Origin of the sequence: Bacillus sp. CH_48 (assembly GCF_038008465.1) — a bacterium.
Lineage (GTDB): Bacteria > Bacillota > Bacilli > Bacillales > Bacillaceae_G > Bacillus_A > Bacillus_A thuringiensis_S.
The window spans coordinates 3,423,976-3,438,559 of the sequence record NZ_JBBOZF010000001.1 but is presented as its reverse complement, the minus strand read 5'-3'; the positions used below and the strand labels follow the sequence as shown (position 1 = coordinate 3,438,559).

The following is a 14,584-nucleotide window of genomic DNA, read 5'->3' as shown; positions in this document are numbered from 1 at the left end:
TAAAAGACAAATATGTATGTTAAATATATAAATAGCAATTCCTTTGCTCCAGTTATTAATCTTCTATTAACCTTCCCCTTATTAAAAATAGCCTTTTCATTTTCTTGTTAATCCGAGTAATTTATACACCTCTTTTAATCTATTAATTCTCTATTACGCTCCTTCATTGAGATATAAGGGTGACTCTTCATTCAAAGAATAAAGTAAAACTTTATTCAGCCCGATCCCCATCTAACTTCTCTGCTTTGAGCCTTACTGCCCACAAATAGCAGGATACATTATGCAACATTGCATTTGATAATCATTTTCAATGTAACTATACTGATTACAGGATTGCTATTAGTCCAATATTCTACATGGAGGTTTTATTATGTTTAAAAAAATTATTGTATCTTCTATGGCGCTTACTATGTTCGGTGGAGCTGCAACTATGCTAGAGGCACCTACTGCTCAAGCAGCTTCTTATAACTCAACATCATCCTCTTACTTTGATGTCACTCCTGAAGAGGCCGTGGCTTTCTATCAATCTCAAGACTATAAAAAATTAAAAGTATTTTTGGATGACTTTGAAGCTAGAAACCCTTATGCCCCAGGTGGAGGCTACGCTCAAGGTAGTGTACGTATGCAAAAATTCAACGATGCTCTTAGAGATGCCAAATTAACAAATGTCTACCAAGAATTTATTAGAATCTCTTACTACAATCATTATCCAGAACCAAAATAATCACAACGGATAAAGTGAAACTTTAATCAGTGGGGGTTTTGTTCATCCCCCACTGATTATTAGTTGAACCAATCGGGCGTTTACTGGCAGCCCGACCCCCACCTAACTTCTTTGCTTCCGCTGAATTTTGAGGTGGGAGTCTTACTGCCAGTTAATGCGGGATTAAATGTTTATTATTTCTATAACTTAGCCTAATTTTAAATGTATAACCTAAAAATAATTACTAAAAACCACTCATATAAGAGTGGTTTTTCTATTTCCCCATATAATTTAGCTGAATGTTACATCATCTTTATTTTAATATCTTTTATAGTAGACATTCTCTCGTTGACACAAACTAGTAGATTAGCAATGAAAATATCAAAATATATTTATAGGTGGTTGGAAGTAATTGTTTTCTGTTTAATAGCAAAAAAGAACACCCTCTCACAATTAGATAAGGTGCTCGTTTTCATTTTTATCGGTAATTCTCAATTCAATTTAGCTTCTTTCCAATAAGTAAAGATTAAATTAACTTAAAAACAAAGCGTTTTAAATTTAATTCATAGATCTTACTGAAACTTGGAATTGCCCCTTAGAACCATCATCATTTGAAACGTAAATTTTATATGTTCCATTCGGTAATGGAGATAAAGCATTCCGTACATTTGTAACATTAATTTGTTGTTCTCCAGGTTTTATATAACCACCAACAATTAGCTCTGTATTTGGACCTTTTACACTATATCCCATTGTATTTTGACCATTATTTTTCATAGAGAAGCTTAAGTCAGTACTCCCATCATATACGAAAGAAGTTTCAGCCTCGCCACTATAATCCATTGTTTGGGTTAATAATAAGTCTGCAGAAACATGTTCAACTACATGAATTGGATCATTCGTTTTGTGTACTTCTTCAGCATAAGTATTATTCCCTAACACACCAAGTGTTAATGCTGAAACTACTCCACAACTAAGCACTAGTTTATTTAACTTCATTTTAAGTTCCCCCTTGATGTTTGTATTCTATTACCATCATACATCCTTTTCCAAGTGCGTTTTTATGTAATAATTCATATCTATAAAACTACATATCTTAACTTTTTGTATTAACAGTTATTGAGAACCCCACATAGATAAAGCTACAATATTACGCTTCATAAAAAACATGTAAATTTTAAAGTCTTTTTCTAACAAAGTTTTATACGAGTAAGTACCAAAATACTCACATAAATAGCATTTCTATTTCAGATAAAATGTACTAATAAAATTTTTCTAAAATTTCACTTTGTAATTTGATATATTCCATGTTAATATAACGGAGGCTACAAAACAGAAGTCACCACGCATATCATTTTCACAGAATATTCATACTTAAAAAACCTTATTTTATCAGTAACTAAATCCCGATTTTACCCATACAAAAGTTAGTTGATAATTTCATATGTACATAAATTTAAATAGATTTTTTCTATTTTCCTTATCAATTTTAATACGAGTAATATAACAGCATGTTTTTCAAGTACCCTTCCTTTTTTAGATAAAAAGTCTACTAATACTAAACATCTATGTCCAACTCATACATAATTCTACTTACAAACTATCGGAGATGCAAAACTATGGGAATTTCTACTCTTTTATTAAATACCTTTATTATAATAATTTGTATCCTTAGCTATCACGTATTTTGGCTAGAGTTTAAAGAAAAAACAACATGTAATAATATGTTATTTTCTATCCTTTCCTCCATTGCTATTATTTTTTGTATGACTTTTCCTTTTCATTTACATGTGGGATTTATTTATGATTTACGTTTTATTCCTATTATATTAGTTTTTCTATATGGAAATACAAAAAACATTATTTTTATAGGAATTTTATATCTTTCTTATCGGTTTTACTTAGGCGGAAATGGCGTTCTTCCATCATTTATTATCTTCACTATTATTTTTGGTATAACAATGCTCTTTCGTTACCTATTACCTATGTATATTAAAGAAAAAAAGTATTATTAAGCTTACTCCTTATTTTAGTATGTACAACTTCACTTTCTATTTGCGGTATTGTAACTCAAATAAATACAGGAGGGAAAATAGACTCTACTCTCATAGAATTTTTATTAAATTATATAGTCATTAATATTTTCACAGTATTATTATCAGTTTATTTAATAGAGGGAATGATTGAGAAATATAAAATGGAAGAAAAACTGCAACGGGCTGAAAAATTTTATATAGCTAGCGAACTAGCGGCGTCAATTGCACACGAAATCCACAATCCACTAACCACGGTACATGGATTCACTCAATTATTAAATGAAAAACATGCCTCTAAGCTATCTCAGGATCAATACTTAGAAATCATGTTAATTGAAATGCAGCAAATACAATCTACTATTAATAACTATTTATCTTTAACCAAACCACAGAACACCCTAAAAGAGAAAATAGATATTAATCACATTTTAAATCAGGTGAAAGATACTATTTCACCACTCGCTCTATCATACAAAGTTGAAATCAAACAAAATAGTACAGATTCCTTTTATATAAATGGGGACCCCGAAAAATTCAAACTCTGTCTAAACAACATCATCCAAAACGGAATTGAGGCTATGAAAAATGGTGGATTATTACAAATAAATATACAAAAAGTAAAAGGAAATATCATAATTGATATTATTGATTCAGGAATTGGGATGTCATCTCAACAAATAAAACGAATTGCTTTGCCATTCTATTCAACAACAGAAAAAGGAACTGGGCTTGGTACTATGATTGCTTATAGTATTATTAGAGAATTAAACGGAGATATAGAGATAGAGAGTGAATTAGGTAAAGGGACACGCTTTTCTATTAGTATCCCTTGCTAATGTGATAAAAATTTTCTGTTTAGTTAATTATATAAATGAATTTTAAGAATCCCGCTAGCTAGCTTACTTATTAATTATCTTAAATTTATAAAATAATAAGGGTCAGAGCTTATCTATTGTTACAGATACACTCTGATCCTTTAGTTTAATTACAGTAAACGCACTTAATATTTATAACTTTTCTTACATCTGGATGAAATAATAGTTTATCTCTTTTACTAATTAGATTTGTTTAATGTAAATATAGCATCTCTCGACACTTAATTTGTTATTATCGTTAGGGACATTTCCTACAGTTGTTTTTTCATTAAAGTACAGACCTTGTGCCGTTCATTGAAAAAGACAACTCCCCTTTTACTACTTCACTTCCACCGTATAATTCCCTGTTCCACCACCATACTGATACACATGTAAATAATACTTCCCTGGATACGTGTAGTAACTACCTACTAGTTTATTCCCTTGTTGCTGAGCATACGTAACATAATTATTTAAATCTGCTTCAGAATAAAGTACCCAGTTCATTCCGATATTATTTTCATTCGTTACGTTAATTTGAAGATTTTTAGCAGTCTCCACATTAATTTCAAAGAAATCACTTGTATCTCCATTTCCTAAACTAGCACGTAAAACTTGATTTAACTGCAGTTTGTTTGCTGTTTGGAATGAGTTATTCGGTTCTTTTTCTAAACTGTTATCTTCTTTCTTTTGAACAGTTACAGTCGCTGTAGCAGTATTAGTTGCTCCTTTATCGTCTGTTACTGTTAATTTCGCTGTATACGCTCCTTCTTTTGTATATACGTGAGTTGGATTTTGCTCATTACTTACAGTACCGTCTCCAAACTCCCATTTATATGAAGTAATTTTCCCGTCTTCATCTTTTGATGCGTCGCTTTTAAATGAAATTGCTTCATTCACATTTCCACTATACGGACCGTTTATAACCGCAACTGGCGCTTTATTCTCTGCACCTTCTTCTGTATTAATACCGTGGAACACAACATCATATTCAAATTGTCCTGATGCATTCACGCGATAATTTACGAAGTATGCTGTTACCGTTTTATAGCCTGTCCATTCTTTTGCGCTTAAACGTTTTAACGTATCATTAACGTTTCGTGTAATTATTTTCCAATCTTCATATTCTCCTTTTGCTGCAGTTCCTGTATATGTTCCTTGTAGTGTGAATGTATTAAAGAACTGTGATTTATTTTTCTTCACTGATACATTTTTCAATTTTGCTTCCGCCGTTATTTCTGCCGCAATATCTGAAACTGGTTTCGGTGCATGATTTGCTAAATAATCGTCTGATACTAATGGTACGTTATATTTCTCACGATTATCAACTAGCATTTGCATATAATCTTGATATTCTTTATTTAAATTCGCATCTTTACTTAATGTAGAGCGATATGCATCATATGCTGTTACATCATTTTTCCTAATAAGATCATGTATTTTATCAAACATATCATATCTCTTATTGTACATATACGATTGTAAAGCAAAGGAATAATTATAGAAATCCCATGTTCCATACTTTGCATTTAACGTTCGCTCTGCCGTATAACGCTCTGCTGGGTTTGAAGATAATCCTCCTATAATACTCTTTCTCGGTACAACATTATCCGTTCTCGTTGCCCCTGCAAAAAATTCAGCATTCCCTTCTTCAAACCAAGATAATCTTTCATTTTCATATATTTTCCCTTGACCCCATAACCCTGGTACTTCATATCTACCTTGTAAATAATGCGTGAACTCATGTCGGAATAATTCTTCTAAACTATAAATACTTTCTTCTGGCGTACGCTCATAAGTAAAGAACGTACCTGTTCCTTCTATATAAAGACCACCGTTATTCGTTTCATATCCGTACAATTGACGATTAAACTGATATTCTGCTGGGCTATTATAAATAACCATCGTTAATACATCATCAGGATTTCCTTTTTCTAAAGGTTGATCACTTTCAACCGTACGATGGAATTGTGCCTTCACTTCTTTTGCCGCCCAATATAAACGTTTTACTTTTTCTTCTGTCACTTTATCTCCAGCTTTTAAAACAATTGCCCCATCATCAAACGTATACGTTTTTGGCAAATATTTTTTCTTTCCATCTTCTCTTATTTGATCTAAATTCACCACTTTACCATTTGCATCTTTTCCGTCATAATTCGTCGCGATTTGCTCAGCAGCTACGAAATATTGCTCCCCTAAATACGGATAAATTTTCATCGCATCTGTTACAACTTGTAATCCTTTCGTTCCTGTACTATGGAACGAACCGAGCCTACCTGTATAATAAATGCCATTATTAATAAGCCAACCGTTTTTTGCGGTAATCGTTCCCATTAATGCAGAACGACTTAGTTCATTAATATAACTATCTATTTTCTGATACCATACTGTATCTTTCGGTGCTTTCCTCGTATCGTACAAATACGATTGAATGTCGTAATCAACACCTTGCATAATATCGTAAATAGCATTTCCAGCTGAAAGATTATCTACTAATGTAGAGAAATTATCATTATATTGTTTAAAAATCTTTGCAGCCGATGTTATCGTTTCCACATCACTCGAAGCGTTTCCTATTAACTTTCCGTATGATGATACCACTCTATTTTGCTCTAATGTACCCAGCTTGAAATTTGAATTGTTAGCTATCGCTTTTAATGCAGGTAAGCATTTATCATGATAACTCCGTTCATTTAATTTACTAAGTTCCGAATTATAAAATCCTAAATAAAACCCTGAACGTAATACCTCTACTAATGTCTCAATCCCTTTTGAATCATCCTTCGTATAGGCTTGTCCTTGCTGCTTCAATTTATCAATAATCGCCTGCATTCTACTATCATTTTGATAGAATGCTAGACTGTCTGTATTAAACTGAAATAGCCCCGTAATTTGCTCCCAATCAATGGTTATAAGTAAATCTACTAACTGCTGATTGCTTAATTGATTTAATTCAGCAATTGTATAAGTTTTCGCTACAGCTAATTGCTTACTTTCCTTTTTTACCTCAGGCGGTCTTTGTGATAAATCAGCAAATTGTATCCTTTGCTCAAAAGACTTGCTTTCGAGCAATTTCGATGAATGAGCTAATTCTTGTACTGGTAGTTGTACACCGACTGGCTCCATTTTGAGTACATTTCGATAAGAAACTTGCTCTCCCTTAGTATCTTCTGCCAAACTTACCCCTTGAAAACTCCCTAACATTAAACTAGCAAAACTTACCCCTACTAACATTTTTTTTGAATAGCCTTTCATACTCTCCCCTACCTTACATTTTTAGTGTCCCGCTCCATTATTTTACTATTTTTACTTTTTGTCCTGTATTGAGAAAAAATAAGGGAACGTTCACATATGTATCCTTGCTGCGCAAAATTAGCACTTGACTTTATGTGCGTTTTATATCAAAAAAAGATAGATAATAGCAAAATTCCTGCTACATCTATCCTCGTTTTCAACACTATGATTTTAACTTTATAAACGTAACTTCCGGTAATGTTTGCATATACTGAATAAACTCATTCTTTTCTTCTGACGATATATTTTTCAGTTGCATCCCTACCTTATAAACAGTTTCTGTACCTTGCTGTGAAGCCTCCACCTCATATGAAACTATTGGAATGCCTTTCACTTGTAGCGTTTCTACTATTTGTTGTACCGCTTCATGTTTATTTATACACATTTGCACCGTTATATTTTGTGGAAATAAAAATTGCACCTTAAAAATACGACTCACAATTTCTAAACCAATTAAAACGAGAATCGTCGCTCCAATCCCTACTACATACATTCCCGCTCCAATTGCTAATCCTATGCCGGCAGTAGCCCATAAACCAGCCGCGGTCGTTAATCCTTTCACCGCCTGCTTTTGAATAATAATTGTGCCTGCACCTAAAAAACCAACTCCACTAACGACTTGTGCTGCAATCCGACTTGGGTCTAGAGACGTATGCTCTTCATACACAATATCTGAAAAGGCATATTTCGAAACAACCATTATTAACGCACTTCCTACCGCTACGAGAAAATGAGTCTTTAATCCAGCTTCTTTCGATCGAATTTCTCTTTCAATACCAATCATTGCTCCTAACAAGCCAGCAACACCGATTCGTATAATAAAATCAAAATCTACACTCACGGGCACTTCCCCCTTTCATTCATTATAGATAGATAAAACAAAAATTATCACAAACATCCATTTATCAACATGAAGGAATACCAATAAAATACACTTAATACTCCGACCGTTTTATGTTAATATTTAAAATATTAACATAAAATAAATAACTTCTAATTTTAAATCTTCACTAATTTTCTAAAAAATCAAAGGTGAATTACATGAAATTAGGTTGAGAAACTTAAGAAAACGCTTTCATTTTGTGTCATAATTTTTTATAAATACTACATAAACAAAGGAGCTTACTAACAATGAACGTCTCGTTACTTACACCTACTACTGATTTACAAGAAGAATACTTAGATTTCTATAACGAATGGAAAGATAGCGGTGAAACAATGATCCCGTGGGTTATCTCAAAAAATCCTGCTAACTTCCCAGCTATGGTTCAAGAACTTCTCGATGCGCATAACGGAATAAATATCCCTGAAACTTGGGTACCAGATTCTACATATTGGCTCGTTACAAATAATAATAGAATTGTCGGAGCTGTTAATATACGTCATAGTTTAACTGAACATCTATTTAACGCTGGCGGTCATATCGGTTATGGCATTCGCCCTTCTGAAAGAAGAAAAGGTTATGCTACGAAATTACTAGCATTATCATTAGAAAAAACGAAGGAATTAGACATCACGAAAGTACTTGTCGTTTGCGACGCAGTGAATACCGCTTCTGAAAAAACGATTTTACATAACGGCGGGCTTCGTGATGATGATTTCACTGAGGAAGATGGGAATGTAGTAAGAAGATATTGGATTGAGCTATGAATGATCACAAATAAGCGAGAAAGTGATTATACACTTTCTCGCTTATTTTACACTGCTTCTATTTCAAACTGCACTGTAATACCACTTGGATCTACTACCGTAAACCCATTTGTAGTTTCATTTATTTCATGTTGTTTTTCTATTAATCTTTCTTTCACTGCATCTAACGCTTCTTTATGCGGTAGTACAATTGTATATACCTTTAGTCCAGTTGCATGTACTGGTGGGTGTGGATTATTTACTCCGTTCCACGTATTTGCACCGATATGGTGATGATATCCTCCTGCAGAAATGAATAAGCAGTCATCTTCACGTTGTTGCACTTCAAACCCTACTGTCTCTACATAAAACTCGTGTGATTTTTCTACATCAGCTATTCGTAAATGTACGTGCCCAACGACAGTATTAGCAGGTAATCCATCAGCCTCATAATCAACGAGTGTTGCCAGCTCTTTTAAATCTAGTGGCGTACTTCCTCCTGGTCCTTCTCCCCATTGATCACGCGGACGGTCTGCATAAATTTCAATACCATTCCCCTCTAGATCTTGCAAATAAAACGCTTCGCTATATGTATGATCACTTGCACTGTTAAACCTTGAGATTGGTAAAATTTCATTTGAATATGTATAACGCCCTTCTTGTTCAGCTGGGCTGTCAATTACATTCTTATTACGAAGAACTCCAAATAGCGCAGAAGCAAAAGCTTCACGAGTCGGAACTAAAAAGGCTACATGATATATACCAGTCGTACGCGGTTCTTGCAGTACCCCGTCCTCTATCTTTTCAAGAACAAGTAATGTATTCTTACTACCTTTTCCTGCTAAATATGCTTTATTCCCCTCTTGCTTAATTACCTCTAATCCTACAACATTCTTATAAAAAGCAATTTGACGCTCTAAATCTTTCACTTTAAATTCAACATGACCAATACGTGTTTTCGGATGAATTCGTACCATGAATAACTTCATCTCCTTATCCCTATATTTTACCATTACATATAACCGTTACTATGAAGGATACAACTAAAATCATCCTATGTAAATAAGAAAAGTCAGAATTTACATACATTTTTATTTTCATAATAAAAAAAGCCTCCTTTTCTAACTTTCAGAAAAGGGGGCTTTTTAACGCTTATCTCATTTTATGTACTTCAGCAACTAGCTTTCCACCCTGAATGCCCATATAAAGCTTCACAGGTGCATCATTCGTATTTTCAAATACTAAATCTAAATATGGATATGCAATTGTAGCATCTCTTCCTTGAGGAACATAACCTACCGTTTTAGAATGTGTAGTTCTCTCCACCATTTTCAGGCCAGCTTGATCTGCTGCATTGTATAAAGTTGAAGATGTTTGGCAAACACCACCACCGTATCCATCTACTAATTTACCATCAACTATTTCTTTCCCTAATTGATATCCTTTGTCTGGTGTTGTATCACCGATTAATGAATTAAAAGAGAAACGGTCTCCTTTTGCTAACACAACTCCATTTATGCTCGCTGCTGACAAACGAATATTCTCAATACGGCCACCTGTTGAACCGCCTAAGTTCGTTTCATATCTACCAATTACCGTACCATTTCCTTGCGCATCACTTAATGTTGCGACTGGTTTTTTCTCCACGATCGGCAACTGATACGTAGCATCCCACATACCCACATTTAACAATTTATCTACTAATTCTTTTTCCATTAATTCATAAGAAGGTTTTCCTTCTTGCCAACTTCCATCAGGTGCTATACGTGAAGGAACCATTTTTTTGTCGACGCTTTTTCCAACCTCACCAACAACCTTTGTTACAGACTTTTTAAATTTCGCTTCATCTTCAAAATAGCCTAAACCAGATAAATCTAATTTTTTCACTTCAGTACCAGTTCGACCATCAACTAAACTAATAGTATCCTGCACTTCTGCTTTAGCCTCTACAGTGTGCCCACCAATATCACTTACCAATGCAACATCACTTACTTTTGTACCACAGCCACTCACTACAGCTACACATAACACCCCAACTAATATACCCTTTACTTTACGGAACAATATACTCTCTCCCTTTCCCCAACATCACTATTATGTATTTATTTCATTTTTATGTATGTTTTGTTACAATCATTTTACAATATGTTTATAAAATGTTACAAGTTATTTTTCACTCTATATAAATTACTCTTTTCTTTTACAAATGTCTATACATATTTACATAAAAGTTTGAGTTTGATAGAATTGTAACTTTTATGTAAACTCTCCCTTTTATCCAGTATATACCATTAAGCAAAAGAAATACAAATCAAAAACCCTCAAGCTATTTTTTATAAAGAAAAATCCCTCAACATAAATAGGTATTTGCCGTGCCACCGCTCCGCTTTTGCACATACATTATGGTGAATTCAACCTATTTTAAAGAAATGGAGGATGTTATTATGTATCCCTACAATCCATATGATCCATATAATCAATATGCGTACCAACAACCACAGTATGACTTACAAGCACAATACCAATCTTATATAGATCACGCAGAGCAAACGAATCCATATGACCAAAATAGACAATTCCAACTTCCAATCTCTTTTCCTGGCACTGGAAATCGTCAATTAGAAAGACGCGTAAATGAGCTTGAACAAAGAGTACGTCAACTAGAAAATACAGTTGAGCGCCATACACGTAGACTAAACCGCTTAAACCAACGTTTACGCACAGTAGAAAACAGACTAAACATTCCATTCGCAGCATTAGAAGACGGATTTTAATCGAGAAAATAAAGTGAAACTTTAATCAGCCTTCACCAATCGGGCTTTTACGGGCAGCCCGCCCGGCAAATAGCGGGATAAAAATTATATAAAGGAAGGGGCTCCCCCTTCCTTTATATAAATTGACGAAAGTTTTTTCCATCTCTATACTGATAAGAGTTAATGAAATGAAACAAGGTGATAAATATGGATTTTGAAATAAATTATCTTTCCTTTTATGTTGTACAAGTAGAAGGAAAAGGTGAAGCAGTTGATAAACGCTACAAACATTTTCAAACTTTAGACGCTGAAGAGTATGAAGATAGCTCCTTAAAAGAATTTTTGAATGGTGAGTTATTAAAAATATCGAAGCGAAAAGTAGAACGTCATGCAAAAACCGAACAAGCCCCAACAAAAATTGGTCGCTTTATTGTAGAAGAAGGGCACGAACTTGATTCAAACCCTCATTACAACCTTTTTAATCGTATTCGCTTTGCAGAAACAAAGGAAAACTTTAAAGATATGAGCGAACCTCTCGTTTATACATATCTTGACACAAGCGCTGTACGCGGTGGTGTATTTTTAATTGCTCAGGCAAAACTACGCAAATACTTTGATGATCCATTCGTATTTGTAATGAAATGCGACTTCGAACCAAAGGTGGCTTCTATTTCTGATGAATCAACACTGATTCGTAACGTTGAAATGGCCATCACAACAAAGAATATGAAATCTATCCAATATCCGTACATGCCTGAAGAAGGTATGGTCGAAGTGGGCGAATTAAAAATTCACCAAGCATCACACGCCCGCTACTTTGAAGACTTCTTAAAATTCGTCGAATATGAACGCTCTATGCCTGAAATTATGAAAACACAAGTAATGGACATGGTATACGACCAAATTGAAGATGTATTTGAAGAAGGTACAGAAGAACGCGAACAATTCGACCAAGCGATGGAAGTATGGGCTGCCAGTCCGAAACGCGAAATTATGGAACAATTTTCAACCGAAGAAGTAATGGAAGCTACCGCTCAAATCGTTGAGCATGCTCCTGAAGTGGAATTAAAGCTAAAAGCAGACCATATCTCTGTGAAGGCGTTACTTGCTGATTTCGGGGATCAAATACATATTGCGAAGGTAAATGACCGATATGTACTTATGATTGAAGCAGACACACTTACATTTGAAAAGGGCTTCTCTCCTATTGAGTTTCTGAAGCCAGATGAGCTGCAAGATGTGATTGAGCGGATTGAGAATAAGCAACAGTATTCGTATGATCCGAACGGGATTGAATAAATCCTTCCATATATCTGTTTTTATTGGGCGCTTTTAATAAGCGCTCTTTTATTTTGAGCTTAGTTGATGTTTATATTAAAAAACGATTCTTAATAGAATCGTTTTTCCTGATTTATAACAAAAATATGCTTATTTTTAAAAATTATTATTGATTCAAGATATCAATTGTCGCAGAATCAAGTAAATTCCTTCCTTGTTGTGCAAGCGTATTTCCATTAGAGTAGTCACTATGTATGTTGGTAAAATGAAAACTTCACTTCACTACCTCAAATTTATTATACTCGTAAAAAGATAATTGAAAACGATATTCCGGATGCTCTCTCACCCAATCGTAGGCTTCTTCTAAAATTTCCATTTTGTTTTGCAAGTCATTAAGTTCACTACATTTGTCCTTTTTCTGTTTGCACAGAGGGCAGAATCCATTTACTATGTCGGCACTTGTCGCCCTAATAGTTTTACTTTTTAAGTCAACTACTAAACGAAGAAGAAGAGAATGCTCAGCTTTTGTAGTCACCGTCATTTCAGCAACCCCATCCTCATTCCAAAAGACACCGTTTAATTCCATCTGTACGGTGACGTCTTTAATATCCAAGTCTATCACTATCACACCTCCCTTGTATAAAACTCATATTTTACTCTTCGATTTTAATCTTTAATACACCACGCTTTAAAGATATATTAAGCTTTTTCCAATTCTTCTTCTTTGCTATGAAAGGAAGTATAATTACTGCTGATAGCGTGGTAAATATTATCCCCAAAACTACAACTGTTACAATGTTGAAGATTGCTTCCATTTAACTGTATCCTCTTTCATTTCTATGGGCTCTAATTTTATGAATGTATTTAAAAATTCTTACCGCCCCTTAATTTTCAAAGCAATTATAATGGCCCAATCACAACAAATCAATTCCTATTTAATATGAATACTTTATTCATCCATCAATATAATGATGTTAAATTTATGTAGCTAGAAATAAAGGAGAATGTCATTTAACCTCTACATTCTCCTCCATCTCAGCCAAATACCTAATCTGCCGTTCTGCTTTTCGCACTGCCGTACGAAAATGTTTTTTCAGCAGTTCTACTGTATTTTCACTTATATAATATCTTTCCGTAATACTTTCCCACGTGTCACTACTTTCAAATGTACTCCATTCAAAAGAGCGTTCTGTATTTTTCTTTAGTTCTTTAAACACCCATTTTCGCATCTTTTTTTTCGCTTTTTCCGTTAGTTTCCCGTCCTTTACAAGTTCCAGTTCGCCATGTCTTTTGTACCGTTTATGAATATCTCTCTCGCTATATACTTTAAGAAGTATATTTGCTGTATTCTCAGCATCTGCTAGAGCTCGGTGCTGTTTCCCTTCCCATGTTAAACCGAGCTGTTCTACTGCAAATTGTAAACTTGGCGTATGTTCAAATAATTCTTCATACGCTTGGAAAACAAATTTTTGCAAATCAATTCTATTTTCTTTTTCTATACTTGGGCATTCAACACCATGTAATGCACAATCATGAGATAGAAAGCGATAATCTTCTTTTCCCCATGAAACAAATATACAATCTTCGCCGATGAACTGAATAAATTTCTCTACAATTTGAGGGAATTTTTCTACACCAATTAAATCTTCCTTTGTAATTCCAGTCAATTTTGTCGTATGACGAGTTAATCGTGCACTTGGTTTTACTAACTCCGAAAACTCTTCAATTATCTTCATTGTACCTATTTTTATTTTTACAGCTCCGATATCAACTATTTCTGACGGATCTTCTGATTTATACGGTCTGAAATTCCTCTCAATATCAAACACAATGAAATGTGTAGCGTTTTTCAATTTATTTACCTCTTTCTAAATTCCTTTTCACACAAACACTCTATTTTCAGTATTTATTTATTCATGTACTTTATACAAAAATACTCCGAATAAATAAATGAAAATTCAGTCTCGTTATGATATGTAAGTAGGAGGACATCTATAAAAATGCAAAAAAAAGAAGGGCGAGCCCTTCTTTTTTCAA

The 14,584-nt window shown here is 33.9% G+C and carries 12 protein-coding genes and 1 pseudogene; 5 read left to right on the top strand and 8 right to left on the bottom strand.

The window, feature by feature from the left end; genetic code table 11:
* The first annotated feature begins 370 nt into the window (after positions 1 to 370).
* Complete coding sequence (locus N2V92_RS17365; RefSeq protein ID WP_000473481.1) at positions 371 to 724, top strand: hypothetical protein; 354 nt, start codon at positions 371 to 373, stop codon at positions 722 to 724.
* Positions 725 to 1,261: 537 nt separating this feature from the next.
* On the opposite strand, the gene N2V92_RS17360 is transcribed toward N2V92_RS17365, so the two are convergent.
* Positions 1,262 to 1,702: a hypothetical protein gene (locus N2V92_RS17360; protein ID WP_000773517.1), complete on the bottom strand. Its 441-nt coding sequence runs from the start codon at positions 1,700 to 1,702 to the stop codon at positions 1,262 to 1,264.
* A 620-nt stretch (positions 1,703 to 2,322) separates the two neighbouring features.
* On the opposite strand from N2V92_RS17360, the pseudogene N2V92_RS17355 reads away from it, so the two are divergent.
* Positions 2,323 to 3,575, top strand: a pseudogene (locus N2V92_RS17355) (ATP-binding protein).
* A 357-nt stretch (positions 3,576 to 3,932) separates the two neighbouring features.
* On the opposite strand, the gene colA reads toward N2V92_RS17355, so the two are convergent.
* Positions 3,933 to 6,848 carry a collagenase ColA gene (gene colA, locus N2V92_RS17350; protein ID WP_044798040.1) on the bottom strand — a complete coding sequence of 972 codons (2,916 nt, stop codon included), beginning with the start codon at positions 6,846 to 6,848 and terminating at the stop codon, positions 3,933 to 3,935.
* A gap of 202 nt (positions 6,849 to 7,050) precedes the next feature.
* A complete protein-coding gene (locus N2V92_RS17345) occupies positions 7,051 to 7,728 on the bottom strand; it encodes an MgtC/SapB family protein (protein ID WP_000109726.1) in 678 nt (225 codons plus the stop codon).
* Between the two features lie 290 nt (positions 7,729 to 8,018).
* Here N2V92_RS17345 and N2V92_RS17340 point away from each other — a divergent pair, with 290 nt between their 5' ends.
* Complete coding sequence (locus N2V92_RS17340) at positions 8,019 to 8,537, top strand: GNAT family N-acetyltransferase (protein ID WP_001103122.1); 519 nt, start codon at positions 8,019 to 8,021, stop codon at positions 8,535 to 8,537.
* Positions 8,538 to 8,584: 47 nt separating this feature from the next.
* On the opposite strand, the gene N2V92_RS17335 is transcribed toward N2V92_RS17340, so the two are convergent.
* Positions 8,585 to 9,493, bottom strand: coding sequence for a VOC family protein (locus N2V92_RS17335; protein WP_000251643.1), 909 nt, complete (start codon positions 9,491 to 9,493; stop codon positions 8,585 to 8,587).
* Positions 9,494 to 9,668: 175 nt separating this feature from the next.
* The gene (locus N2V92_RS17330; RefSeq protein WP_000488994.1) at positions 9,669 to 10,580 is read right to left on the bottom strand and encodes a VanW family protein; all 912 of its coding nucleotides are present in this window, start codon (positions 10,578 to 10,580) and stop codon (positions 9,669 to 9,671) included.
* 380 nt (positions 10,581 to 10,960) lie between these two features.
* On the opposite strand from N2V92_RS17330, the gene N2V92_RS17325 reads away from it, so the two are divergent.
* Positions 10,961 to 11,290 (top strand): hypothetical protein, encoded by a 330-nt coding sequence (locus N2V92_RS17325; RefSeq protein WP_000283708.1) that lies wholly within the window; start codon positions 10,961 to 10,963, stop codon positions 11,288 to 11,290.
* A gap of 186 nt (positions 11,291 to 11,476) precedes the next feature.
* A complete protein-coding gene (locus tag N2V92_RS17320) occupies positions 11,477 to 12,568 on the top strand; it encodes a DUF3900 domain-containing protein (protein WP_000345047.1) in 1,092 nt (363 codons plus the stop codon).
* Between the two features lie 253 nt (positions 12,569 to 12,821).
* On the opposite strand, the gene N2V92_RS17315 is transcribed toward N2V92_RS17320, so the two are convergent.
* The 3 genes from N2V92_RS17315 to N2V92_RS17305 form a co-directional block, all read right to left on the bottom strand.
* A complete protein-coding gene (locus N2V92_RS17315) occupies positions 12,822 to 13,169 on the bottom strand; it encodes a hypothetical protein (protein WP_000566111.1) in 348 nt (115 codons plus the stop codon).
* A gap of 31 nt (positions 13,170 to 13,200) precedes the next feature.
* On the bottom strand, positions 13,201 to 13,362 hold the full coding sequence (locus tag N2V92_RS17310; protein ID WP_000387294.1) for a hypothetical protein: 162 nt from the start codon (positions 13,360 to 13,362) through the stop codon (positions 13,201 to 13,203).
* 192 nt (positions 13,363 to 13,554) lie between these two features.
* Entirely contained in the window at positions 13,555 to 14,400 is an 846-nt protein-coding gene (locus N2V92_RS17305; RefSeq protein WP_000786425.1) for an exonuclease, read from the bottom strand.
* Positions 14,401 to 14,584: the final 184 nt, after the last annotated feature.

Bases quoted from the DNA above. Each gene is read 5' to 3' on its own strand.
- N2V92_RS17365 (WP_000473481.1), top strand. From the start codon at position 371: ATGTTTAAAAAAATTATTGTATCTTCTATGGCGCTTACTATGTTCGGT.
- N2V92_RS17360 (WP_000773517.1), bottom strand. From the start codon at position 1,702: ATGAAGTTAAATAAACTAGTGCTTAGTTGTGGAGTAGTTTCAGCATTA.
- colA (WP_044798040.1), bottom strand. From the start codon at position 6,848: ATGAAAGGCTATTCAAAAAAAATGTTAGTAGGGGTAAGTTTTGCTAGT.
- N2V92_RS17340 (WP_001103122.1), top strand. From the start codon at position 8,019: ATGAACGTCTCGTTACTTACACCTACTACTGATTTACAAGAAGAATAC.
- N2V92_RS17335 (WP_000251643.1), bottom strand. From the start codon at position 9,493: ATGGTACGAATTCATCCGAAAACACGTATTGGTCATGTTGAATTTAAA.
- N2V92_RS17325 (WP_000283708.1), top strand. From the start codon at position 10,961: ATGTATCCCTACAATCCATATGATCCATATAATCAATATGCGTACCAA.
- N2V92_RS17320 (WP_000345047.1), top strand. From the start codon at position 11,477: ATGGATTTTGAAATAAATTATCTTTCCTTTTATGTTGTACAAGTAGAA.
- N2V92_RS17310 (WP_000387294.1), bottom strand. From the start codon at position 13,362: ATGGAAGCAATCTTCAACATTGTAACAGTTGTAGTTTTGGGGATAATA.